The organism is Arthrobacter sp. NPDC057013, assembly GCF_042674585.1.
GTDB lineage: Bacteria > Actinomycetota > Actinomycetes > Actinomycetales > Micrococcaceae > Arthrobacter.
Window position 1 is genome coordinate 255,214 of sequence record NZ_JBHUSE010000002.1, and the last position, 23,252, is coordinate 278,465.

At 66.6% G+C, this 23,252-nt stretch carries 21 protein-coding genes and 1 tRNA gene; 3 read left to right on the forward strand and 19 right to left on the reverse strand.

The window, feature by feature from the left end:
• Window positions 1–9: 9 nt before the first annotated feature.
• From ACFTSA_RS05110 to ACFTSA_RS05120, 3 genes are read left to right on the forward strand one after another with little or no spacing between them, the layout of a single operon-like run.
• On the forward strand, window positions 10–978 hold the full coding sequence (locus ACFTSA_RS05110; RefSeq protein WP_377950109.1) for a branched-chain amino acid ABC transporter permease: 969 nt from the start codon (window positions 10–12) through the stop codon (window positions 976–978).
• Complete coding sequence (locus ACFTSA_RS05115; RefSeq protein ID WP_377950111.1) at window positions 975–2,051, forward strand: ABC transporter ATP-binding protein; 1,077 nt, start codon at window positions 975–977, stop codon at window positions 2,049–2,051. The genes ACFTSA_RS05110 and ACFTSA_RS05115 overlap by 4 nt, the downstream gene beginning before the upstream one ends.
• On the forward strand, window positions 2,048–2,818 hold the full coding sequence (locus tag ACFTSA_RS05120; protein WP_377950113.1) for an ABC transporter ATP-binding protein: 771 nt from the start codon (window positions 2,048–2,050) through the stop codon (window positions 2,816–2,818). Before ACFTSA_RS05115 ends, ACFTSA_RS05120 begins: the two co-directional genes overlap by 4 nt.
• Window positions 2,819–2,883: 65 nt before the next feature.
• On the opposite strand, the gene ACFTSA_RS05125 is transcribed toward ACFTSA_RS05120, so the two are convergent.
• The 19 genes from ACFTSA_RS05125 to ACFTSA_RS05215 form a co-directional block, all read right to left on the reverse strand.
• Window positions 2,884–4,233: an ABC transporter substrate-binding protein gene (locus tag ACFTSA_RS05125; RefSeq protein WP_377950114.1), complete on the reverse strand. Its 1,350-nt coding sequence runs from the start codon at window positions 4,231–4,233 to the stop codon at window positions 2,884–2,886.
• Window positions 4,234–4,405: 172 nt separating this feature from the next.
• Window positions 4,406–4,479, reverse strand: a tRNA-Leu gene (locus ACFTSA_RS05130).
• Between the two features lie 20 nt (window positions 4,480–4,499).
• On the reverse strand, window positions 4,500–5,450 hold the full coding sequence (locus ACFTSA_RS05135; protein WP_377950116.1) for an N-acetyltransferase: 951 nt from the start codon (window positions 5,448–5,450) through the stop codon (window positions 4,500–4,502).
• A gap of 198 nt (window positions 5,451–5,648) precedes the next feature.
• Complete coding sequence (locus tag ACFTSA_RS05140) at window positions 5,649–7,115, reverse strand: NAD(P)/FAD-dependent oxidoreductase (protein WP_377950118.1); 1,467 nt, start codon at window positions 7,113–7,115, stop codon at window positions 5,649–5,651.
• A gap of 34 nt (window positions 7,116–7,149) precedes the next feature.
• Window positions 7,150–8,559 carry a S8 family serine peptidase gene (locus tag ACFTSA_RS05145; protein WP_377950120.1) on the reverse strand — a complete coding sequence of 470 codons (1,410 nt, stop codon included), beginning with the start codon at window positions 8,557–8,559 and terminating at the stop codon, window positions 7,150–7,152.
• 18 nt (window positions 8,560–8,577) lie between these two features.
• On the reverse strand, window positions 8,578–9,534 hold the full coding sequence (locus ACFTSA_RS05150; protein ID WP_377950122.1) for an exopolyphosphatase: 957 nt from the start codon (window positions 9,532–9,534) through the stop codon (window positions 8,578–8,580).
• Complete coding sequence (locus ACFTSA_RS05155) at window positions 9,531–10,220, reverse strand: DUF501 domain-containing protein (RefSeq protein ID WP_377950123.1); 690 nt, start codon at window positions 10,218–10,220, stop codon at window positions 9,531–9,533. The genes ACFTSA_RS05150 and ACFTSA_RS05155 overlap by 4 nt, the downstream gene beginning before the upstream one ends.
• A gap of 73 nt (window positions 10,221–10,293) precedes the next feature.
• The gene (locus tag ACFTSA_RS05160; RefSeq protein ID WP_377950124.1) at window positions 10,294–11,052 is read right to left on the reverse strand and encodes a septum formation initiator family protein; all 759 of its coding nucleotides are present in this window, start codon (window positions 11,050–11,052) and stop codon (window positions 10,294–10,296) included.
• 87 nt (window positions 11,053–11,139) lie between these two features.
• Window positions 11,140–12,420, reverse strand: a complete 1,281-nt coding sequence (eno, locus tag ACFTSA_RS05165) for a phosphopyruvate hydratase (protein ID WP_377950126.1) — start codon at window positions 12,418–12,420, stop codon at window positions 11,140–11,142.
• 141 nt (window positions 12,421–12,561) lie between these two features.
• Window positions 12,562–13,152, reverse strand: coding sequence for a MazG nucleotide pyrophosphohydrolase domain-containing protein (locus tag ACFTSA_RS05170; RefSeq protein WP_377950229.1), 591 nt, complete (start codon window positions 13,150–13,152; stop codon window positions 12,562–12,564).
• 82 nt (window positions 13,153–13,234) lie between these two features.
• Window positions 13,235–14,380 carry an adenosine deaminase gene (locus ACFTSA_RS05175; protein ID WP_377950127.1) on the reverse strand — a complete coding sequence of 382 codons (1,146 nt, stop codon included), beginning with the start codon at window positions 14,378–14,380 and terminating at the stop codon, window positions 13,235–13,237.
• 100 nt (window positions 14,381–14,480) lie between these two features.
• Window positions 14,481–15,176 carry a DedA family protein gene (locus ACFTSA_RS05180; protein ID WP_377950129.1) on the reverse strand — a complete coding sequence of 232 codons (696 nt, stop codon included), beginning with the start codon at window positions 15,174–15,176 and terminating at the stop codon, window positions 14,481–14,483.
• A 102-nt stretch (window positions 15,177–15,278) separates the two neighbouring features.
• Window positions 15,279–15,896 carry a DedA family protein gene (locus ACFTSA_RS05185; RefSeq protein ID WP_377950131.1) on the reverse strand — a complete coding sequence of 206 codons (618 nt, stop codon included), beginning with the start codon at window positions 15,894–15,896 and terminating at the stop codon, window positions 15,279–15,281.
• 2 nt (window positions 15,897–15,898) lie between these two features.
• Window positions 15,899–17,212 (reverse strand): thymidine phosphorylase, encoded by a 1,314-nt coding sequence (locus tag ACFTSA_RS05190; RefSeq protein ID WP_377950132.1) that lies wholly within the window; start codon window positions 17,210–17,212, stop codon window positions 15,899–15,901.
• The gene (locus ACFTSA_RS05195) at window positions 17,209–17,631 is read right to left on the reverse strand and encodes a cytidine deaminase (protein ID WP_377950134.1); all 423 of its coding nucleotides are present in this window, start codon (window positions 17,629–17,631) and stop codon (window positions 17,209–17,211) included. The genes ACFTSA_RS05190 and ACFTSA_RS05195 overlap by 4 nt, the downstream gene beginning before the upstream one ends.
• A complete protein-coding gene (locus ACFTSA_RS05200) occupies window positions 17,628–18,971 on the reverse strand; it encodes an ABC transporter permease (protein ID WP_377950136.1) in 1,344 nt (447 codons plus the stop codon). The genes ACFTSA_RS05195 and ACFTSA_RS05200 overlap by 4 nt, the downstream gene beginning before the upstream one ends.
• Entirely contained in the window at window positions 18,968–20,350 is a 1,383-nt protein-coding gene (locus tag ACFTSA_RS05205; protein WP_377950137.1) for an ABC transporter permease, read from the reverse strand. Before ACFTSA_RS05205 ends, ACFTSA_RS05200 begins: the two co-directional genes overlap by 4 nt.
• Window positions 20,343–21,956, reverse strand: a complete 1,614-nt coding sequence (locus ACFTSA_RS05210) for an ABC transporter ATP-binding protein (protein ID WP_377950138.1) — start codon at window positions 21,954–21,956, stop codon at window positions 20,343–20,345. The genes ACFTSA_RS05205 and ACFTSA_RS05210 overlap by 8 nt, the downstream gene beginning before the upstream one ends.
• 167 nt (window positions 21,957–22,123) lie before the next feature.
• Complete coding sequence (locus ACFTSA_RS05215) at window positions 22,124–23,233, reverse strand: BMP family protein (RefSeq protein ID WP_377950230.1); 1,110 nt, start codon at window positions 23,231–23,233, stop codon at window positions 22,124–22,126.
• Window positions 23,234–23,252 lie beyond the last annotated feature (19 nt).

Here is a 23,252-nt window from a genome sequence, read left to right on the forward strand (position 1 = left end):
GAGACAGGCATGGACTTCGGATTTATCCTTGCCAGCGCGGCTGGCGAACTTTTCAGCCCGACGACGGCGGCCTACGCCCTCGCGGCGCTCGGCCTCGCCGTTCACTTCGGCTATTCAGGCCTGCTGAACTTCGGCCAGGCGGGCTTCATGGCGGTGGGTGCCTACGGCTTCGCCATCTCGACGCTCACCTTCCGGGTGCCGTTCTTCGTGGGACTGCTTATCGCCGTCGTCTGTTCTGTGCTCTTTGCACTGGTGCTGGGCATTCCCACGCTCCGCCTCCGGGCGGACTACCTGGCTATCGTCACCATCGCGGCGGCGGAAATCGTCCGCTACGTCGTCACCACCAACCAGCTCACCTCCGTGACCGGTTCTGCCAACGGGCTCGCCGCCTTCGAGGGCGGTTTCTATTCGATGAACCCGTTCCCCGAGGGCTCCTACTTCGGCATGAACAACCGCGACTTCTTCATCAGGGTGGTGGGCTGGGGCCTCGTGGCCGTCGGCTGCGTCCTCGTCTGGCTCCTGATGCGGAGCCCCTGGGGCCGGGTGCTAAAGGGCATCCGCGAGGACGAGAACGCGGTGCGCTCGCTCGGCAAGAACGTCTATGCCCACAAGATGCAGTCGCTGGTGATCGGCGGCATCTTCGGTGCGCTGGCCGGGATGATCTTCACCCTCCCCCGCGGCGCCGTGCAGCCCGCCAACTACGGGACCGAGCTGACGTTCTTCCTCTGGACCTGCCTGCTGCTGGGCGGCATGGCCACCGTCCTCGGGCCCGTCATCGGCGCCATGATCTTCTGGGTGGTCCTGTCCCTCACGCAAGGTGTCCTGTACGGACTCATCGAATCGGGCGCGGTGACCTGGCTGACCACGGTCCAAGCCGGCCAGCTGCGCTACATCCTGGTGGGCATTGCCCTGATGCTGCTGATGATCTTCAGGCCGCAGGGTGTCTTTGGCAACAAGAAGGAGCTGGCGTTCGCATGAGCAAGCACAGCGAAGAAGCAATGGAAGAGGGCGTCGACTACATGACGGATGCCCGGCCGATCGCCGTCGGGGACAACACCCCCGGCTGCAAGAAGCGGGACCCGATCGTCGTCGCCGAAAACGTCACCCGCAGCTTCGGCGGCATCAACGCCGTCGACGTCGACTACCTGGAAATCCCGCGGCACAAAATCACCGCCCTGATCGGCCCCAACGGGGCCGGCAAGACCACCCTCTTCAACCTGCTCACCGGCTTTGACACGCCGAACTCAGGCAAGTGGCAGTTCGAGGGCCAGAGCATCGCCGGGGTGTCCTCCTACAAGGTGGCGCGGATGGGCATGGTTCGCACGTTCCAGCTGACCAAGGTCATGGGCAAGCTGACGGTCATGGAAAACATGCGGCTCGGCGCATCCAACCAGCCCGGCGAGAGGCTGTCCAAGGCCCTGTTCAAGAACATCTGGGGCGGCCGCGAGAAGGAAATCACCGAGCACGCCAACGTGCTGCTGGAAAAGTTCAAGCTGGACACCAAGAAGGACGACTACGCGGCATCCCTGTCCGGCGGCCAGCGCAAGCTGCTGGAAATGGCTCGCTCCCTGATGGTCCGGCCCAAGCTGGTGATGCTGGACGAACCCATGGCAGGGGTGAACCCGGCGCTGACGCAGTCGCTGCTGGACCACATCAAGAACCTCAAGTCCGAGGGCATGACGGTCCTCTTCGTGGAACACGACATGCACATGGTCCGGCACATTGCGGACTGGGTGGTGGTCATGGCCGAAGGAAAGATCGTGGCCGAGGGACCCCCGGGCGAAGTCATGAAGGACCCCGCCGTCATCGACGCCTACCTGGGCGCCCACCACGACGTCGACCTCGGCGACACCGAGGGCATCAGGGAACTGGAGCAGGAACTCGCGGCGGATGAGGAATCGATCGTCGGCACTGAGGACGCAGGCATAATCGCGCTGGACGCCACGGTACCCACGATCACCGAAGCCGGCCCCGACGCCTCGCGCACCGACGCCTCGCGCATGGACGCCGGACGCACAGACAGCGGCCGCACAGACAAGGACAACGCATGAGTGCCACGAGCGCGGCCCCGGCCGCAAGCAGCGCAGCCGAGGACGGCGTCGTCGTCAAAGTCACCGACCTGGTGGCCGGCTACCTCCCCGGTGTGAACATCCTCAACGGATGCAGCATCGAGGCCCGGAAGGGCGAACTGATCGGCATCATCGGACCGAACGGGGCCGGCAAATCCACCCTGCTGAAGGCCATGTTCGGGCTGGTGAAGGTGCACTCCGGATCCGTGATGGTCCGGGGCAAGGACCTGACCGGGCTCAAGGCCAACAAGCTGGTGACCCAGGGCGTCGGTTTCGTGCCGCAGACCAACAACGTCTTCGCCACGCTCACCATCGAGGAGAACATGCAGATGGGCATGTTCCAGCGGCCCAAGAACTTCGCCGAGCGCTTCGAGTTCGTCACCAGCCTGTTCCCGGAACTCGGGAAACGCAGGGCGCAGCGTGCCGGTTCCCTGTCCGGCGGCGAGCGGCAGATGGTGGCGATGGGGCGGGCCCTGATGATGGAACCGGCAGTGCTGCTGCTGGACGAACCCTCGGCCGGTCTCTCCCCCGTCAAGCAGGACGAGACCTTCCTGCGGGTGCACGAGATCAACCGTGCCGGCGTGTCCGTCATCATGGTGGAACAGAACGCCCGCCGCTGCCTGCAGATCTGCGACCGCGGCTACGTCCTGGACCAGGGCAGGGATGCGTACACCGGCACCGGCCGTGAGCTCATGAAGGACCCCAAGGTCATCCAGCTGTACCTCGGCACGCTGGCCGACGAGAACTAGGCCGAACAACAGAAAACCCCCGTCCTGCCGGACGGGGGTTTTCTGTGTGTGTTGCGGGAGGCGGCTTACAGCTTGCCGGTTTCTTCGTGGGACGGCTTGTAGGTGTTGTCGTCCTGGTACTCGTAGATGCCGATGGAGGCCTCAGTCGGGTCGCCGGCGTCGGAGAAGGTCACCGGACCGGACTCGCCGTCGTAGTCGATGTCCTTGCCGTTGCGGAGCAGCGTGACGCAGGACGGGAAGTCGGTGCACTTCTCGCCGCCTTCGGAGACTGCCTTGAGCTGCTTGGCGATCTCCGTGCCCTTGGTGCTCTTGGCGGCCTCGGCTGCCAGCGAGATCAGGTTGACGGCATCGTAGGATTCGCCGGCGTAGCTGTAGTCCTTCAGGGCCGGGTCGATGGCGAGGAGCTTCTTCTTGAAGTCATCCTTGGCGAAGGTACCGGGGATGGTTCCCTGCGCACCCTTCAGCGTGCCTGGCTTGAAGTCCTTGCTGTAGTCGGACGTGTTGCCGTCCACCATGAACAGCTGCGTGGCCTTGATGCCCTTGCCGGTGATCAGCGGAACGATGCTCTTGGCCTGGTCGAAGGTGATCAGGGCAATGGCGTCCGGCTTGGCCGCGATGACCTTGTCCACCTGACTGCTGAACTGCGAGTCGCCCTCGTTGAAGAGTTCCTCGGCCACGACCTGGCCGCCGGCTGCCTCAAAGGCGGCCTTCACGTTCTTCGCCAGGCCCGTGCCGTAGGCATCGTTGAGGACGATCATGCCCACCGTCTGGGCGCCACAGGTGGCCATATAGTTGCCCAGCACCTTGCCCTGCAGCACGTCGGACGGAGCCGTCCGCCAGTACAGGCCCTTGTCATCCCAGGTGGTGAAGTCCGGGGACGTGTTCGCGGGCGAGAACTGGATGACGCCGGCGCCGGTGATCTGGTTGATCACGGTCTTGGACACACCCGAGGACGCGGCACCGATGATGGCGCTGACGCCCTGGCCGAGGAGTGCCGTGGTGGACTGCGTGGCGATGTCCGTCTTGGTGTCACCGGAGTCGCGGTGGACCACCTGGACCGGCTTGCCGAGCACGCCGCCGGCGGCATTGACTTCCTTGATGCCGAGGTTAACTCCGGCGATTTCGGGCGGGCCGAGGAACGCCAGCGACCCCGTCGTCGGCAGCAGCGATCCAATTTTCAGGGGCGTGGGCGTGGTGGATGTAGCTGCGGGCACGTTGCCGGTCTCGGTGGCGGTGCTGGTTGCCCCGGCCGTGGCACTGGGCGCGGGGCAGGATATGCCGCCTGACGCCCCTGCGGAGGATTCGGTCGCGCTTGGGGTGGAACCGCCACCACAAGCCGTGGCCAGAAGGGCGACGCCGATGCTAAGCACAGTGAGCTTAGCGACCCTTGGCGCCGTCTGGGGGAGTGAAATCATTTAGAGTCTCCTCGATCGAAAGGTGCGAACGGCCTTTGATGCGATTTTGGTCAGGGGTTCCTGAGCTAAGTTCAAGCTAATCCAATTCGAGCGTGAACATAAGTGACTAAGGTCACATCCTCATAACACTCGTTGCATATTGGAACACCGGCGACGCGGAGGAGAAAAGTAGTACCCCAGGTGGGACTCGAACCCACAACACGCGGATTTTAAGTCCGCTGCCTCTGCCAATTGGGCTACTGGGGCGCCCGGTCAATCGTATCGCCTCAGACGGCGGCCAGGGGCCCGGCATACCGGAACGTTCCATGGACCCCGCCCGGCCACAGGGCGAGGGGCAGCAGCTGGAAGTGGTCGCCCCATTTTTTGTCCGGCGCCTCGACGCCGAGTGATGACGCCGGGACGAAGCCGAACCGCGGGTAGTACTCGGTGCTTCCGAGCAGCGCGATGCCCTTCTCCCCCGCGGCGTTGGCACGGACCACGGTTTCGCGCATCAGTGCAGTGCCGATGCCGTGGCGCTGGAGGCGGGGCGTGACGCCGATGGGCCCGAGGCCCAGCAGCTCGAGGTCCTCCACCCAGGCCCGGGTGCTGATCACGTGGCCGACGATTTCGCCGTCGAGTTCCGCAACGATGCTGAACTCCGGCAGGTACTCCTCGGCGTCGAACAGCTCGCGGAGCACCTTGACCTCAACAGCTTCCCCCTCCACCGGCAGGCCGGTGACCGGGGAAACGGCGAACGCTTCGGCCGTCAGGGCAAGTAAGGCGTCGCGGTCCCCGGGCTGCTCGCTGCGCAGCACCACTTCCCGGACCGGCTCCGGTTCGGGGGCGTTGGCGGCGGAGAGCTCGGCGAGGACTTCGAGCGCCCGCGCCGAGTCGGCCACAGGTATCAGCAGGTGGTCGTGGTGGAACCCGGCCAGAACGTTGCAGCTGATCCGGGCCTGGGTCAGCGCCCTGCTGACTGCCGCCGTCAGCCCCACGGCCTCCAGGGCCGAGTGAACCTCCAGGGTGATCCAGGCCGCCACGAAATCGTAGGGCAGGTCCAGCGCGTCCGCTTCGGTCCGTGGCAGGACCACCGTGAGCCCCTCGGCTTCCCGGACTGCGGCTTCAACGTGCCCCGCCAGCGGCCTGCCGTGCGGCCAGAGAACGTAGACGTACTCCCCTTCCCGGAGCACCGGACGCATCGAGGCAAGGAGAGTCTGGAGGTTCTTTTCACCCGTCATGCAGCCAGTCTATGTGTGCACCCCGCCGCTCCCGGGAGGGTGCACAGCGAAACTGCACCGCACCCGCGGGACGGCGTACCCGGGGAAACGCGAAAGCGGCCGTTCCCCCGAAAGGGAACGGCCGCCGTCGTTATTAGAGGTGCCACGCCGCCGAGGGTTCCCGGCTGAGCGAAGCGAAGTTAGGGAGGCGGTGGGGATCTACTTGGCCTCAGCCGTCACAGCATCCTTGGCCCCGGCCTGGGCAGGGGCATCGGCCTTCTCGGCCGGAGTGGCCGGTGCCGGAGCGGCGGGCTTGGGCGCCGGGGTGGCGGCGGCCACGAAGGCGCCGCGCGGGTTGTCCAGATCCAGCAGCTGGGTGGTGTCACGGCCCGCGAAGAAGCTCAGGATCCAGTTGAAGACAACGCGGAACTTGCGCTCGAACGTCGGCATGGCCATGCCGTGGTAGCCGCGGTGTGCCAGCCACGCGAGGGGGCCCTTGAGCCCGATGCGGCCGAGCAGGTTGATGTTGGCAACACCCTTCCACTCACCGAAGCCGGCCACGGCACCGAGGTTCTTGTGCTTGTAGTCCACCAGCGGCTTGTTCCAGCGGGAGGCCCACAGGTTCTTGGCGAGGCGCTTGGCCTGGCGCAGCGCGTGCTGGGCGTTGGGAACGCAGGTGCCGTCCGGCAGGCCTCCGCCCGACAGGTCGGGAACCGCGGCGATGTCACCGGCGGCCCAGGCGTTGTCGATGATGCCTTCGTCGCCCGCGATGCGCAGGTCCGGCAGCACGCGGACGCGGCCGCGGGGTTCCAGCGGGAAGTCGGTGGAGCGGACCATGGGGTTGGCCTGGACACCGGCGGTCCACACGAGGGTGTCGGACTCGAACTCCTGGGCCAGGGTCTTGTCCGGCAGGTTGATGAGCTTCAGGGCGCCTTCGGCGTTGTCCAGCGAGGTGTTCAGCAGGACCTCGATGCCGCGGCTGCGGAGGTGCTCCACGACCCATTCGGCCTGCTGCGCGGTGACCTCGGGCATGATGCGGCCCATGGCCTCGACGAGGACGAAGCGGACTTCCTCCTGCTTGACGCGCGGGTTATTGCGGACGGCAGCGCGGGCGAGGTCTTCCATCTCGGTGATGCACTCGATGCCGGCGAAGCCGCCACCCACCACCACGAAGGTCAGTGCGCGGGCGCGCTTCGCGGGGTCGGTCATGGTGGAACCGCGCTCGATGCGGTCGAGCACCTTGTTGCGCAGTGCAACGGCTTCCTCGATGGTCTTCAGGCCGATGCCCTTGTCCGCCAGACCCTTGATGGGGAAGGTGCGGGTGATGGCGCCGGCGGAAAGCACGACGTCGAAGTAGGGAATCTCGAAGTTGTCTCCGCCGTCAGCCGGGGCAACCACGGCCGTGCGGTTGGCGTGGTCGATGGAGACGACGCGGCCTTGGATGAGCTCGCTCTGCTTGAGGTGCTGGCGGTGCGAGACCACTGCGTGGCGGGCCTCGATGTTTCCACCGGCAACTTCCGGCAGGAAGGGCTGGTAGGTCATGTAGGGCAGCGGATCAACGACGGTGACGATGCCGCCTGCGTTCGCGATCTTCTTCTGCAGTTTGAGTGCTACGTAGAGGCCGACGTACCCGCCGCCGACGACGAGCACACGCGGACGATCCTGGAGCTGTGGGGTGGTTGCCATAACTCCAGAGTACAGTACTTTGTGAAAATCTTCACTAACTTGGCCGGTCCGCCGGATCCACCCTCGTCACGGCACCGGTTTCCGGCTCCTCCACTCCCCCGCCGGAGGCCCCTCCGGACGCCCGGTACGCCCGCCGGAGCTGCACTGCCCCGGCCGCAATGATGGCCAGGAAGAGTGCACCGAACCCGATGACCACAGCCGCCGGCAGCGCGCTGTCCAGCTGCGACGGCGGCACCGCGACCGGCACGGTCGCCTTCGGCAACGTGGCCTGCGCGGTGGGCGCCTCCGTTGTCGGCTCCGGGGCGGGTGTTGCGAGGTTCCCGCGCCGGTGGACGCGGATCCAGTCCGCGATGGACCCCAGCGGGTTGGTCTTCGTTTCGGCCACGTCGTCCTTGAGCGCCGCCTCGGCGTTGAGGACGCCGAACCCGTACAGCGGGTCCTTGCCCGGGGCGCCCTCGTCCTTGGCGGTGGAGACGATCCTGTTGATGACCTGCTTGGCGCTCATCTCGGGCCACTTGGAGCGGATCAGCGCCGCAACACCGGAAACGATGGGGGTGGCTCCAGATGTGCCGGCCCACTCTGCATAACTGCCGCCGGGCAGTCCACCGGCGAGCTTCTCCGCCGGCGCCGCCACGCCGATGCTGATGCCCTGCGAGGAGGAATCGGTGCTCGCCCGCCCGCTGCGGTCCAGGCCCGCGACTGTGAGCACGCCGGGGATGGTGGCCGGTGCCCCCACCTGGACGTTGCCGCCCACCCGGTTACCGGCCGCGGCCACGATGACCACGTCCTTCTGCTCGGCGTAGAGGAAGGCGGCGTCCCAGCTTTGCGGCCACTCCGGCGAGGTGCTGCCCAGCGAAATGTTGATGACCTTGGCGCCGTTGTCCACGGCCCAGCGCACGGCTTCGGGGATCTGGTCCTGGTCGCTCTTGCCGCCGGGGTTGTCCGATCCCAGCCAGGTGGAAACGGAGAGGACCTGCGCCTCGGGTGCCACGCCCATGATGCCGTCCGGCCTGGCGCTGGACGGCGTTGCGGTGGCCCTGGGGGAAGCCTTGGCACTGGCCGCGGGTTTCTTTGGCGGCTGGTGCCCGCGGCCCGCAAGCATGGTGGCCACCAGCGTGCCGTGCTCGGGCTTGGCGCCGATGCTCTTCTCGCCGTCGGGGTCGCCGGCGCCGGAAACGTCATGGCCGCCGGCCACCACGCCCTTAAGGTCGGGATGGCTTCCGTCCACGCCGCTGTCGATCACAGCGACCTTCACGTTGGCGCCCTTGGAGACCTCCCAGGCCTTGGTGATGCCGGCTTCCTTGAGCCAGTACTCCTTGTCCCGCCAGGAGTCTGCCTGTGCGGCGGGTGCGGTGGCGACGGCGGACGCGGCGATGCCGCCTGCAAGCACCGCGGACAGAAGGGCCGAGACCGTCCGGCCAAGCCGGGCTGTTGCGCTGGTCATTCAGGATCCAATACTCGGTTACTTCGGTGCCTCGGCACTCAGGGCAATTCCGTCCAGAATATCGTGCTCGCTGGCGGTGGCCGTAATTATGCGGCCGCCGCTGAGCTCGCCCATGCGGGTGAGGATGCGCCGCCACACCAGTGCGCCGGCGCCGATGACGTCCACGCGGCCGGGGTGCATGTAGGGCAGTTCGGCCCGCTGCGTCCGCGGCATCTGCAGCAGTTCGGTGGCCGCCGCCTGCACGGCGGAGATGGACAGTTCGGCGCCGTGGATGGCTGCCGGGAGGTATTCGGGGAGCTTGAGCGCGTGCGCCGTGATGGTGGTGATTGAGCCGGCAACCCCGACGACGGCGGTGCTGCGTTCCAGCGGAACGTCCAGTTTCGCTTCGGCGATGGCGGCGTCGACGTCGGCCTCTGCGGCGGCGATCTGTTCGGCCGTGGGCGGATCCGACGTGAGGTGGCGCTCGGTCAGCCGGACACAGCCGATGTCCACGGACTTCGCGGCGATCACCCCGTTGGCGTCGCCGAGCACGAACTCGGTGCTGCCGCCGCCCAGGTCCACCACCAGGACTTTGTCCTCTGCCGAGATGGGCAGCACGCTGCTGGCCCCGGCGAAGGACAGCGAGGCTTCCTCATGGCCGCTGATCACCTCGGGCTCCACGCCAAGGAGGTTCCGGATGCCGTCAACGAAAACCTGGCGGTTACGAGCGTCCCGGCTGGCCGAGGTGGCCACGAAGCGCACTTTCTGCGCCTGGTACTCCCGGATCAACGCGGCGTAGTCCGCGGTGGCCGCGAAGGTGCGCTCGAGCGCCTCGCGCGCCAGCTCGCCGGTGGCGTCCACGCCCTGGCCCAGCCGCACCACGCGCATTTCCCGCACGACGTCGGTGAGCTTCGTGGCGCCGTTGCTGCGGTCAATGTCGGCGATGAGCAGGCGGATGGAGTTGGTTCCGCAGTCGATGGCGGCCACCCGGGTCATGCGCCTGCCTCCGTGGTGGTTGCGTCTGTTGCAGCAGCGGTCGTGGATTTACGAACCGGCGCCGGTCGGCCCACAATCTCCGGCAGGCCCTGCGGGCCGTGGCGGCTGAGGTCCCGGGACGGCGCTTCACCGGCCGTGTCCCAGGCACCCTCGCAGTAGCAGCGGTCGGCAGTCCACCATTCGCTGATGGCTGCGATGGCTTCGTCGCCCAGCGGGTTCACACCCGGGCCCGCGGCCAGCGAGTGTCCCACCAGGACGTGCAGGCACTTGACGCGGGTGGGCATGCCGCCGGCAGAGACGCCGTCGATCTCCGGAACGCCGTCTATCCCCGAGCGGGCCCCGATGTCTGCGCGGGCAGCGAGGTAGGCCTCGTGCGCGGCCCGGTAGGAGGCAGCCAGCGACTCATCGGCAACAAGCCGGTCGTTCATGTCGTTCATGAGGCCGGCCGCCTCAAGGCGGGAGACCGCAGAGGTGATGACGGGGTGGGTCAGGTAGAACGTGGTGGGAAAGGGAGTCCCGTTGCTGAGACGCGGTGATGTTGCCGCCACGAGCGGGTTGCCGCAGACGCAGCGCGCCGGAATTTCCACAACGTCGCGCACCGGCCTCCCCAGCTGGCGGCTGAGCACATCGAGGTCATGCGCTGATGGCTGCCTGGATTCGGGAGCGGTTGCCGTGTTGTCGTCCACTGGCGTGGCCGTCCTTCCTGCCCGGATCTGGCTGCCCCGAAAATCCGGTTCAGTCCCGCGGCGGGCGCCGCTCCTAGTCTGTTGCCGACCGCCTGATGGACTTCCAGAGGGAATCCACCCAGGGCACGTCGGCGGGGTCTTGTGTTTCTGCTGCACTGGGCTGGCTGCCTGCTGCGCCGGCCGGCACGTCGCTGCCGAATACCCAGTATCCGGTCTCTCCCGGCATAACCATGTTAATGCGGTCCCGGGCCTGCTGCTTGACGTAGTTGGGATCCTGCCAGCGCGAGACCTGCCGCTTGAGGTTGTCCTGGTCGGCCTTGCTGTCCGCGATGTCCGACTGCAGGGCCGCGATTTCGGCCCGCTTGTCGATGAAGATCTTCACCGTGGGGGCCAGCATGATGGTGATGGCAACCATCACTACGGCCAGCGCCAGCATGCGGCCGGAAAACGCCTTGGCAGGAACGGGGTCGAGGTTCCCCTCCTCGCCGGTGACGGCCGACGATCCGGCCTTCCCGCGGCCGCTGCCTGCCCTTCCGGCGCCAGTCCTGGTGCCGGCCCCGGCCTTCGTAACAGGCCCGGTTTTGGTGCCCGGTCCGGTTTTGTTCCCCGGACCGGACTGGGCCCGGGCGCCAGGCTTCGCAGCGCCGACGCTGCCTGCTGCCTTCGCGGCGCCCCCGTGTCCGTGTGCCGTGCCCGTTCCGGCGTCATGGGTTGCCGGCGCCGGACGCGGGCCGCCAAAGTCAGCCTGGATGACGTCTCCCCCGGCCGATCCGGCGGCGGACTGCTGTGCTGGTGGGGTCACCCTGGGAACTTTGGGACGGCGGGTAGCCATGACACTCCTGTAACGTGTGGCGCCAAAAACAAAACCGGTGGCTATGGTCTTTCCACCATAGCCACCGGTCAGCTGTTTGCTTGGCTACTAGGCCTTGAAACGCGGGAACGCGCTGCGGCCGGCGTAGCGTGCGGCGTCGTCGAGTTCCTCTTCGATGCGCAGCAGCTGGTTGTACTTGGCAACGCGCTCGGAGCGGGCCGGAGCACCGGTCTTGATCTGTCCGGCGTTGGTGGCAACCGCGATGTCGGCGATCGTGGTGTCTTCGGTTTCGCCGGAGCGGTGCGAGGTGATGGTGGTGTAGCCGGAGCGCTGGGCCAGGGATACGGCGTCCAGGGTTTCGGTCAGCGAGCCGATCTGGTTGACCTTGACCAGCAGGGAGTTGGCCGTGGCGGCGTCGATGCCCTGCTGCAGGCGCTCGGGGTTGGTGACGAACAGGTCGTCGCCCACCAGCTGGACCTTGTCACCGATGGTATCGGTGAGGATCTTCCAGCCGTCCCAGTCGTTCTCGTCCAGCGGGTCCTCGATGGAAACCAGCGGGTAGTCGGCAACGAGTTCGGCGTAGTAGGCGCTCATCTCGGCGGCGCTCAAGGACTTGCCCTCGAACTGGTAGGCACCGTCCTTGAAGAACTCGGAGGAGGCGACGTCCAGGGCCAGGGCAATGTCGGTGCCCGGGGTGTAGCCGGCGTTCTGGATGGCTTCCTGGATCAGGTCCAGGGCAGCGCGGTTGGACGGCAGGTTCGGAGCGAAGCCGCCCTCGTCGCCGAGACCGGTGGAGAGGCCCTTCTGCTGCAGCACGGACTTGAGGTTGTGGTAGACCTCAACGCCCCAGCGCAGGCCCTCGGAGAAGGTCTCGGCGCCGATCGGGGCGATCATGAATTCCTGGATGTCGACGTCGGAATCCGCGTGCGAGCCGCCGTTGAGGATGTTCATCAGCGGAACGGGCAGGACGTGGGCGTTCGGGCCGCCCAGGTACTTGTACAGCGGCAGGTCAGCGGAGGCTGCTGCGGCGTTGGCGACGGCCAGGGAGACGCCGAGGATGGCGTTGGCGCCCAGCTTGCCCTTGTTGGCGGTGCCGTCCAGGTCGATCATGGCCTGGTCGATGCTGCGCTGGTCGGTGGCGTCAAAGCCGGTCAGGGCCGGTGCGATCTGGTCGATGACGGCGTCAACGGCCTTCTGGACACCCTTGCCGAGGTAGCGGTCCTTGTCGCCGTCGCGCAGTTCAACGGCTTCGTGCTCGCCGGTGGATGCACCGGACGGAACGGCAGCGCGGCCGATCTGGCCGTCGGAGAGGAGAACTTCAACTTCGACGGTGGGGTTGCCACGGGAATCGAGGATCTCGCGGGCGTGGATGGCATCGATAAGCGCCATGGATGTGCTCCTTGTGGGCGATTTACTGGGGACTTAGGGGAAAAATCTCGACGTCCTCGTCAGGGACTAGCGTAGTCGAGAGTGGTGCACGTTACGGAAACCTATCCAGAACCCGGACGTCATGGTCCGGGCGCGGAAGTTTCACCTGTGGCGGTTCTGGTAGCGCCGGACGGCCCCGCGGAGGGCGCGCTCGGCGTCGAACCCCCTGTTCCTGGCAGAACGGACGACGGCGAGCAGCAGCTCACCGAGTTCGGCTTCGGTTTCCATCGTGTCGGCGAGTTCAACCGCCGGGGTCTGGACGGGCTCAGCCACAGGCAGCCCGGCCCGCCCGGCCCGGTCCAGGGTTTTCTGGGCCTGGGCCAGCGCGGGCAGAGCCACGGGGATGCCCTCGAAGGGCGTGCTGCGCTCCGGGCTTTCGGCCTTCTTCACGGCATCCCACTTGAGCACGATCTCCTCCACCGTGGCCGGAAAGGAGTCCTGGAGGGAACCGTCAGGCCGGAAAACGTGGGGGTTGCGGCGGATCATCTTCCCGGTGAGGCCGCGCGCGACGTCGCCGAAGGTAAACACGCCGCGTTCCTCGGCGAGCCGGGCGTGCAGCACCACCTGAAGCAGCACATCGCCCAGCTCGCCTTTCAGTTCGGCCTCATCCGCACCCGTCTCGATGGTTTCGGCCACTTCGTAGGCCTCCTCCAGCAGGTACTCCACCAGCGACTCGTGGGTGAGCGCTCCCATCCACGGGCAGTGCTCTTGGAGCGCCGCTATCACCCCCAGCAGCTCCCCCACCTCAGGTGTGGGGTCAGGCGGGCGGACGGTTTCAGCCAAGGTCGCCGTATGCGTCGTTGATGTACTCCACCAGGGCTTCCTTCTCTTCCAGCGGCAGGAAGGACGCCTCGGCGGCGTTGAGCGTGAGCTCCAGCAGGTCGTCGAGGTCGTAGTCGAAGGTTTCCACCAGCAGCTCGAACTCGTCGGTGAGGGTCACGCCGCTCATGAGGCGGTTGTCTGTGTTGATGGTGACGTTGAAACCCAGCTGGTAGAGCATGTCCAGCGGGTGGCTTTCGATGCCCTCGCCGAAGCCGGCAATGGCGCCGGTCTGCAGGTTCGAGGACGGGCAGATTTCCAGGGCGATGCCGCGGTCACGGATCCAGCTGGAGAGGTTGCCCAGGGTGACCAGGCCGATGTTGTCGCTGTCCTCGTCGTCGGCGTCGTCCTCGTCGAATTCCACCATGATGTCCTCGGCGATCCGGACGCCGTGGCCCAGCCGCAGCGCGCGGCCGTCAACGAGGGCGGACTGGATGCTGTCCAGTCCCGCGGCTTCGCCGGCGTGCACGGTGGCGGGGAAGTTGTTTTCGGCCAGGTAGGTGAAGGCGTCCCGGAAGCGCGAGGGCAGGAAGCCGTCTTCGGCGCCGGCGATGTCGAACCCCACGGCGCCCTTGTCGCGGTGCCGGACGGCGAGTTCGGCGATTTCCTGGCCGCGGTCGGCGTGGCGCATGGCCGTGATCAGCTGGCCCACCTGGATTTCGCGGCCGGTCTCGGCCACAGCCTCCACGCCGGCTTCGAGGCCTTCCTGGACTGCCTCGACAACCTCGTCCAGCGTCAGCCCCTTCTGGAGGTGCTGCTCAGGTGCCCAGCGCACTTCGCCGTACACCACGCCGTCGTCCGCCAGGTCCTCCACGAACTCCTTGGCGACGCGGAACAGCCCTTCCTTGGTTTGCATGACCGCGACCGTGTGGTCGAACGTCTCAAGGTAGCGGACCAGCGAGCCGGAGTCGGCGGATTCGCGGAACCATTCGCCCAGTGCGGTCGGGTCGGTCGACGGGAGGGTGTGTCCCACGGCCTCCGCCAGCTCGATGATGGTGGCCGGGCGCAGGCCGCCGTCCAGGTGGTCGTGAAGGGATACCTTGGGCAGGCTCTTCAGGTCGAAGTCAAGGGCAGGGGCGGCGTCAACGATTGGCTCAGTCACGTACCAACTCTAGGGTTGGACCGGCGGCAATGCCAACGAGCGCGCTGCGTGGCGACGGGCGGTCGGGAAGGCCGCCCAGTGCCCGTGGCGGGCCGCAGCGCTAAGCTACCCGACTACGCTGTTCCGGAACGTCGCCGGTTTCCGGCGCCGGGCTGCTGTCCGGCGCGCTGGCCGCCGGCGCGGCATCGTTGCGGCCGAGCCGCTTATGCCACCAGCGGAGGGCGTGGTCGATGATGATGCCCAGGATGATGGCGAACACGACCGCGATGCCGGCGCCCAGCAGCGGATTGTGGTGCAGCCACGGGAAGGAGCTCGCCACGAGGCCGATGCCGAGCGAATAACCGACCCATGTGAAGCAGGCGAAGGCATCCAGCAGGAAGAACCTGCGGTGCGGGTATCCGGTGGTGCCGGCGACGTAGTTCACCGCCACGCGCCCCCACGGGATGTAGCGCGCCGTGAAGATCAGCACCGCCCCGCGCTTCTCCAGTTCGTACCGCGCCCAGCCGAAGACCTTCTGCACCCTGGGCCGGCGCATCCACTTCCAGCGCTCCAGGCCAATCTTCCGGCCCAGCATGTAGGCCATGTTGTCGCCGGCCATGGCGCCGGTGAGGGCAGTCAGGCCCAGGATCCAGAGGTTGGGCTCGCCGCTGTGCCGGGAGAAGGCCGCGAGCGCAACGATGAGCGTCTCGCTGGGGACCACCATGGCGAACCCGTCAACGAAGAAGAACATGAGCAGAACGGGATAAATCCACCACTGACCCGCTGCATGGAGCACGGCCTCATTAATAAACTCCACGCGGGGGTTGCTCCTAGGGACTATAACAAGACGGGAAGTGACGCAAATCGCTCTTTAGTGTCGCATGGCGGGAGGATAGTCCGCTACGCCTTGAATGGAAAGTCAACGTTCCTCCAACGGATCCTGAAGGCGGCCCCGGAGCCTGTTGATGCCGAGGTCCACCAGTATGCCCAGCACAATGGCGCAAACAATGGCAATCACGGCCCCCAGCAGGTGGTTCTGCTCGAACCACTGGCCGAAGAACAGCCCGATGGCTACGGAATAAGAGGCCCAGAGGGTGGCGGAAAGCACAGTCAGCCCGATGAAGCGCGCGTGCGAATAATGCGTGGCTCCCGCGGTCAGGTTGACTGCCACCCTGCCGATGGGGACGAACCGCGCCACGAGGATCAGCGACGCCGGCCGCTTGCGCAGCTCGCGTCCCGCCCATCGGAAGGCCCGCTGCATCCGCGGCCCGCGCATCCACCCCCAGCGCTGCGTGCCCACACCGCGCCCGATGAGATAGGCGGCATTGTCGCCGGTGAAGGCGCCCAGGCCGGCCACTGCCGCGAGCAGCCACGGGTTGGGAACGTCCGCCGTCGCGGCGACGGCGGCCAGGCCCACCACCACCGATTCGCTGGGGATGGGCGGGAAGAAGCCATCGATGACGCAGCAGGCGAGGACTATGAACAGGACCCACGGCTGGCCGGCGGCAGCCAGGATAAAGTCATTGATGGCCTGCACGGTCAGGCGATGCGGTCGATGATGAGCTGCTGCGCGGGCCTGGAACCCTCCGGCGCGATGGTGACGGCGTGCTCCAGCGCCTCCTTGGCCCGGGCAAACTTCTCCGGGCTGTCCGTCAGCAGGGTCATTAGCGGCTCGCCGGCACGCACGGTGGCTCCCGGCTTGGCGTGCAGTCGGACGCCCGCACCTGCCTGCACCGGATCTTCCTTCCGGGCCCGGCCGGCGCCGAGGCGCCAGGCCGCGACGCCCACGGCGAACGCGTCGAGCTCCACGAGGACCCCATCGGCGGGCACGTAGATGGTTTCCGATTCCTTAGCCGCTGGCAGCTTGGCGCGGGGGTCGCCGCCCTGCGCCGCGATCATCCGGTTCCAGACGTCCATCGCCCGGCCGTCCTTGAGCGCGGCGGCGGGGTCGGCGTCGGAAACACCGGCGCAGTGCAGCATCTCCTCGGCCAGCCGCACCGTCAGCTCAACGACGTCCTCCGGGCCGCCGCCGGCGAGGACCTCAACGGATTCGGCCACCTCGATGGCGTTGCCCGCGGTGAGCCCGAGCGGGGTGCCCATGTTGGTCAGCAGGGCCACGGTTTCCACCCCGGCATCCTTGCCGAGGGCCACCATGGTCTCGGCCAGTTCGCGTGCGCCGGCCTCGTCCTTCATGAACGCCCCGCTGCCCACCTTCACGTCCAGCACGAGTGATCCGGTGCCCTCGGCGATCTTCTTGCTCATGATCGACGAGGCAATCAGCGGGATGGCCTCCACCGTGCCGGTGACATCGCGGAGCGCGTAGAGCTTCTTGTCCGCGGGGGCGAGCCCGGCACCGGCGGCGCAGATGACGGCGCCCACGTCCTGAAGCTGGGCCATCATCTCGTCGTTGCTCAACGCCGCCCGCCAGCCCGGAATGGATTCCAGTTTGTCCAGGGTGCCGCCGGTGTGGCCCAGTCCCCGGCCGGACAGCTGAGGCACCGCCACGCCGAATACGGCGACGAGCGGCGCCAGCGGCAGGGTGATCTTGTCCCCCACCCCGCCCGTGGAGTGCTTGTCGGTGGTAGTTTTCACACCGCCGTCGGGCCGCCGGAGGCCGGAGAAGTCCATCCGCTCCCCCGAGTTGATCATGGCCGCGGTCCACCGGGAAATCTCGGCGCGGTCCATGCCGTTGAGCAGGATGGCCATGTTCAGCGCGGCCATCTGCTCGTCCGCGATGACGCCGCGCGTGTACGCGTCGATGGTCCAGTCAATCTGCTGGGGGCTCAGCGTGCCCCTGTCCCGCTTGGTGCGGATGATGTCGACGGCGTCAAACGCCTCGGTCGTCTGGGTCACCGGGTTTCCTCCAGGTGTTCGGGGCCAAATGCGTCGGGCAGCACCTGGTCCATGGTCTTGATACCCTGCGTGGTCATAAGCTCCATGCCGGGCGCCCGGAACTCGTACAGCAATTGCCGGCAGCGTCCGCAGGGCATGAGCACGTTGCCGGCGCCATCCACGCAGTAAAAGGCGCGGAGCAGGCCGCCGCCTGTCATCTGCAGGTTGCCCACGAGTGCGCATTCAGCGCACAGCGTCAGGCCGTAGCTGGCGTTTTCCACGTTGCAGCCACTCACTATCCTGCCGTCAGCGGTGAGGGCTGCGGCCCCCACCGGGAACTTGGAGTAGGGCGCGTAGGCTTTCTTCATCGCGTCGACGGCGGCTGCTTCCAGGGCCTTCCAGTCGATGATGCCTGTGGCGTCGCTGTGCAACGGCGTCACCCCTTGACGTACGGGATGCCGCTGGCCGCCGGCGGCCGGGATCTGCCCACGAGCCCCGCCACTGCCAGGACGGTCACGAGGTACGGCAGCATGGCCATGAACTGGCTGGGCACAGGCGTGCCGATGATGGTCACGATGCTCTGCAGGTTGTCCGCGAAACCGAACAGCAGGGCTGCGAAGAAAGCGCCGACCGGGTTCCAGCGGCCGAAGATGAGCGCTGCCAGGGCGATGAAGCCGCGTCCGCCGGAGATCTCCTCCGTGAAGCTGTCGATGGCCACCAGGGTGAAGAACGATCCGCCGATGCCGGCGATGGCCCCGCCCAGGGTGACATTCCAGAACCGGGTGGTGTTCACCTTGATGCCCATGGTGTCGGCTGCTTGCGGGTGCTCGCCGACGGCGCGGACCCGCAGGCCCCACTTCGTCTTGAACAGGCCGACCCACACCACGATGACCGCGATGTACATCAGATATCCCACCACAGACTGCTTGAAGAGGACGGGCCCGATGATGGGGATGCTGGACAGCACCGGGATGTCGATGTTGTCCAGGCCGGGCGGCGAATTGAACTGCGCCTTGTTGGCCTGCATCACCGTGTTGAACAGGAAGCCGGTCAGCCCCGAGACCAGCACGTTCAGGACGACACCGACGATGATCTGGTTGACGAGGTACTTGATGCTGAACAGCGCCAGCACCATGGAGACCAGCGCGCCAGCGGCCGCGGCGGCCAGCAACCCGACAAAGGGGTTTCTGGTCATGGACGCGACCAGTGCCGCGGTGAAGGCGCCGCCGAGCAGCTGGCCCTCAATGGCGATGTTCACGACGCCCACGCGTTCGCACAACACACCCGACAGGGAGCCGAAGACCAGCGGCACCGCGAGCGTCACCGAGCCTGCGATAAGGCCGGCGAGGGAGATGCTGGGTGTGCGGGCACCACCCACCACCCAGATCAGGAAGGCGGCCAGGAACAGCACCGTGAAGGTCACCGGAAGCCAGCGCGGCGCGGGCCGGTCCTTCGCCTTGAGGTATACGGCATACCCTGCGAGTCCGAGCATCAGGACTGACAGGATGATGCCGCCCAGGAACGCGGGCACCTGGACGGCCGGCAGCTGGAACAGGTCCCCGCCGGAGGACAGCCCGAAGCTTGCGGTCTGGTTGGGTCCCAAAAGGCCGAAGAAGATGAACGCCACGATGCCCAGGGCGGACAACAGGACCGGGACCTTCCACGTCACGGGCTTTTCCGAGATATCAGTCCGCCGTTCCGTTCCCGGCCGCGCGGCTCGCGCCCCAGACTTGCCAGGCTGGGGTTTGCCCGGCTGGGGCGAGGTTGCTGTGATGCTCATGCTGCGCCTCCGGTGGTGGCTGCCGTCCTGGCCTTGGCGGGTGCCGCCTTGCGGCGCCGCGGGTTCAGCCCGAAGACGGCGCGTACCAGCGGCGGGGCCGCAATGAACAGCACGATCAGCGACTGAACCACGAGGACTATATCGATCGGGGTGCCGGTCTGGATCTGCATCTGCACGGCCCCGGCGCGGAAGGCGCCAAACAGCAGGCCTGCCGCGAAAGTCCCCCACGGCGTCGAGCGTCCCAGCAGCGCCACAGTGATGGCGTCGAACCCGTACGTTGCGGCTACGCCGTCGGTGAGGACTTTCTCGGTGCCGGCCACCTGGGCTACGCCTGACATGCCGGCGAGGCCGCCGGCGATGGCCATCACCAGGATCGTGGCGCGGGAAACGTTGATGCCGGCGGTTTGTGCCGCCTTGGGGTTGGCGCCCACCGCGCGGAATTCAAAGCCAACCGTGGAGCGGCTCAGCAGCCACCACACGAAGACCGTGGTGGCGATGGCCAGCAGGAACCCGAGGTGGAGGCGGTACTGGCTGCCGAAGATCTGCGGGTAGGCGGCGTTGGGGTCCAGGATGGGGGAGATCGGGTTGGTCTCCCCGGGCCGCTGGAAGGCCGGGGTGTTCAGCAGGTACTGCAGGAAGTACAGCGCGATGTAGTTGAACATGATGGTGATGATGACCTCGTGGGCGCCGGTGCGAGCCTTGAGGTACCCCACCAGGCCGCCCCAAAATGCGCCGCCGATTATGCCAGCCACGAGCACGAGGAGCAGGTGCAGGCCGACGGGGAGGTGCAGGGCGAATCCGACCCACGCGGCGAGGATGCCCGCTACGATGATCTGGCCCTGGGCGCCGATGTTGAACAGCCCCGCGCGGAACGCGATGGCCACGCCGAGGCCCGCGGTGATGAGGGGGGTGGCGATGGTCAGTGTCTCCATCAGCGGCGCGAACTGCCCGGCCAGGCCTGAACCGCGCGGATTGAAGACTGAGCCCTGGAACAGGGCCAAGTAGGAGCGGGTGGCGGCGCTCCACACCGCGGACAGGAAGTCGGTGGGGCGGGCCAGCAAGTAGGTGGCGGTGGTCGCTACCTGCTTGTCGGTGAGGGCGATCAGCAAACCGCCAAGGATGAGGGCCAGCAGCACGGCAAGAACGGACACCATGCCGCTGCCGGCAAAGATCCGTCGTGCGACGCTTTCCGGACCGCCGGGGATTTTGCCGCTCTGGGCCGAGGCTGGAACCGCAGAAGGCTCCATGACCCCGCCTGCGGTGTCCAGCGACGCGACGGCGGCGGTTTCCTCGTCTGCCGGTTTCGGGGTGTGCGGCTTGTGGACTGTGGCCTTGTGGTCGACGGTGGTTTTGCCGTCGTGGTGTTCCTGGTCAGGCATGGTCCCCTCCTGCGGCGCTGGCGGTGTCGATGTGGGCGGTGTCGGCGCGGGCGGTGGCTACGCCTGGCTGTGTGTGGCCGGCATGAGCCGCGTCCGTGGCGGCCTCATCGGGAGAGAGGCCCGCCATCATGAGGCCCAGGACGTCCCTCCCGGTGCCCGCAGGAACGATTCCCACGAGCTTGCCCTTGTAGAGCACAGCGATCCTGTCAGCGAGTTCCATCACCTCGTCCAGTTCGGTGGAGATGATCATGACTGGTGTGCCCTGGTCCCGCTCGGCAACGATGCGCCGGTGCAGGAACTCGATGGATCCGACATCCACGCCGCGGGTAGGCTGCGAGGCGATGAACAGGCGGAGCGGCCGGGAGAGTTCCCGTGCCATCACCACTTTCTGCTGGTTGCCGCCGGAGAGGGTTCCGGCAGCCGCCAAGGCCGAGGGTGTGCGGACGTCGAACTCGCCGATCCGGGAACTGGCGTTCTCCAGGATCCTGGCCGGACTCATGCTGATCCCCTTGGCGAAGGGGGCCTTGTCGTAGAGGTCGAGCACCAGGTTTTCCGCCACGGAGAACGTCCCCACCAGCCCGTCTACCTTGCGGTCCTCGGGGACAAAGCCGACGCCGGCCTGCAGCACTTCCTTGACGCTGCGGCCAAGCAGTTCCTTCCCGTCCAGCCGGATGGAGCCGCTGACCCGCTCCTGCAGCCCGAGGATGGCTTCGGTGAGCTCGGTCTGGCCGTTGCCCTGTACACCGGCGACCGCGAGAATCTCGCCGCGGGCGATGCTGAAACTGATGCCGTCAACGGTGTGGTGGCCGCTCGGGGCGATGACCGTGAGGTCCTTCACTTCGAACGTGGTCTCTTGCGGCTGCGCGGGTGCCTTGTCAAGGGTCAGGCTCACGGCCCGGCCCACCATCATCGAGGCGAGTTCGGTGGTCGAGGCGCCGGGATCGGCGCTCCCCACCACCTTGCCGCGGCGGATCACCGTGATGGTGTCCGAGACGGCCTTGACCTCCCGCAGCTTGTGCGAAATGAACACGATGGATGTGCCGCCGGCCTTCAGCTGCCGCATGATGTCCAGCAACTCATCCGTCTCCTGCGGCGTCAGCACCGCCGTCGGCTCATCCAGGATCAGCACTCTGGCGTCCCGCACCAGTGCCTTGATGATTTCCACCCGCTGCTGGACCCCCACGGGCAGGTCCTCGACGAGGGCGTCGGGATCGACGTCGAACCCGTACTTGTCCGACATCTCCTTGATCTTTCGGCGGGTGTCATCCAGATTCAGGAAGCCGCCGGCCTTGGTTGGCTCGGCCCCCAGCGCTACGTTCTCGGCCACCGTGAACACGGGCACCAGCATGAAGTGCTGGTGCACCATGCCGATCCCCGCAGCCATGGCGTCGCCGGGACCGCGGAAGCCCACAGGTTGGTCGTCGATAAGAATTTCGCCCTCGGTGGGCTCGTACAGTCCGTAAAGGACATTCATCAGGGTGGACTTGCCGGCACCGTTTTCGCCCAACAGGCAATGGATTTGTCCGGGTTCAACAACCACGTCTATGTGATCATTGGCGAGCAGGGAGCCGAAGCGCTTGGTGATCCCCTTGAGTTCAAGTTTCAAAACTCTGACCAATCTCGATGCGTCCGGCAGCGATAGCCAGACAGGATATGTGGCTGCAGGACCAGCCTAGTGCCTGCAGCCGTGGGACGAGCCGAAGCGGCCCAACGAAAAGCGCCACCTCCCGTGCAGTCAGTGACCAACCGGGTGGTGGCGCCTTGCGGAGCGGCTTACGCCTTGGGGCTCGCCGCGGACTCGACCTTCAGCTTGCCGTCGACAATGTCCTTCTTGATCTGGTCCAGCTCGGACTTCAGCTCTGCCGGGACAGCGGAATCGAAGTCATGGAACGGCGCCAGTTGGACGCCGTCGTTGGCGAGGGTGCCAACGTAGGGGTCGCTGGTGAATTTGCCGTCCTTGTCGTCCGTGACCACGGTTTCAACTGCGGCACCCATCTGTTTCATGACGGAGGAGAGCATGATGTTCTTGTAGTCCGGCGCCGTGAGGAATCCGTCCGAGTCAACCCAGATGAGCTTGACGTCCTTGCCAGCGGCCTTGGCGTCCTTCAGCGCAGCCCCGGCGCCCTTGCCGACGGGACCGGCCACGGGCATCACGATGTCCGCGCCCTGGTCGAGGAAGTTCTGCGTGAGCTGCTTGCCCTTGTCCTGCTTCTCGAAGTCGCCGGTGAAGCTGCCGTCCTGCTTGGCCTTGTCCCAGCCGAGGAGCTTGACGTTCTTGCCCTTCTTCTCGTTGTAGTACTTCACGCCGTCGGCAAAGCCGTCCATGAAGATGGTGACGGTGGGGATCTTGATGCCGCCGAAGGTGGCCACGGTGCCGGTCTTCGTGGTGCCGGCGGCGAGGTAACCGGCCATGAACGCGGCCTGCGCCGTGTCGTAGATGATCGGCTTGACGTTCGCGATCGGCTTGTCATAGCCGAAGTCAATGATGGCGAAATGCTTGTCCGGGTTCGCGGTGGCCTGGGCCTTCGTGGCATCGCCGAGGAGGAATCCGACGGTGATGGTCAGGTTGCAGCCGGCGGAAACCATGGCCCGCAGGTTCGGCTCGAAGTCGTTGTTGGTCTTGGACTCCACCTGGTTGACCTTGATGCCAAGGTCCTTTTCGGTCTTCTTCAGGCCCTCATATGAGGACTGGTTGAATGACTGGTCATCAAAGCCGCCGGAGTCGGACACGATGCAGCCCGTGTAGTCGCTGGCCGTGGCGGTGGGGCTGCCGGATTCCGGCGCCGGGCCGCAGCCTGTCAGAACCAGGGTAGCTGCCCCGACGGCAGCCACGCCGGCCAGCGAACCACGCTTAAGCGAACCGCGCTTGATGTTGGCAAGCATTGAGTTCTTCAAATTTCCT

Excerpts from the sequence above, each read along its gene's own strand:
- ACFTSA_RS05110 (WP_377950109.1), top strand. The coding sequence starts at position 10 with ATGGACTTCGGATTTATCCTTGCCAGCGCGGCTGGCGAACTTTTCAGC.
- ACFTSA_RS05115 (WP_377950111.1), top strand. The coding sequence starts at position 975 with ATGAGCAAGCACAGCGAAGAAGCAATGGAAGAGGGCGTCGACTACATG.
- ACFTSA_RS05120 (WP_377950113.1), top strand. The coding sequence starts at position 2,048 with ATGAGTGCCACGAGCGCGGCCCCGGCCGCAAGCAGCGCAGCCGAGGAC.
- ACFTSA_RS05125 (WP_377950114.1), bottom strand. The coding sequence starts at position 4,233 with ATGATTTCACTCCCCCAGACGGCGCCAAGGGTCGCTAAGCTCACTGTG.
- ACFTSA_RS05135 (WP_377950116.1), bottom strand. The coding sequence starts at position 5,450 with ATGACGGGTGAAAAGAACCTCCAGACTCTCCTTGCCTCGATGCGTCCG.
- ACFTSA_RS05140 (WP_377950118.1), bottom strand. The coding sequence starts at position 7,115 with ATGGCAACCACCCCACAGCTCCAGGATCGTCCGCGTGTGCTCGTCGTC.
- ACFTSA_RS05145 (WP_377950120.1), bottom strand. The coding sequence starts at position 8,559 with ATGACCAGCGCAACAGCCCGGCTTGGCCGGACGGTCTCGGCCCTTCTG.
- ACFTSA_RS05150 (WP_377950122.1), bottom strand. The coding sequence starts at position 9,534 with ATGACCCGGGTGGCCGCCATCGACTGCGGAACCAACTCCATCCGCCTG.
- ACFTSA_RS05160 (WP_377950124.1), bottom strand. The coding sequence starts at position 11,052 with ATGGCTACCCGCCGTCCCAAAGTTCCCAGGGTGACCCCACCAGCACAG.
- eno (WP_377950126.1), bottom strand. The coding sequence starts at position 12,420 with ATGGCGCTTATCGATGCCATCCACGCCCGCGAGATCCTCGATTCCCGT.
- ACFTSA_RS05170 (WP_377950229.1), bottom strand. The coding sequence starts at position 13,152 with ATGGGAGCGCTCACCCACGAGTCGCTGGTGGAGTACCTGCTGGAGGAG.
- ACFTSA_RS05200 (WP_377950136.1), bottom strand. The coding sequence starts at position 18,971 with ATGAGCATCACAGCAACCTCGCCCCAGCCGGGCAAACCCCAGCCTGGC.
- ACFTSA_RS05205 (WP_377950137.1), bottom strand. The coding sequence starts at position 20,350 with ATGCCTGACCAGGAACACCACGACGGCAAAACCACCGTCGACCACAAG.
- ACFTSA_RS05215 (WP_377950230.1), bottom strand. The coding sequence starts at position 23,233 with ATGCTTGCCAACATCAAGCGCGGTTCGCTTAAGCGTGGTTCGCTGGCC.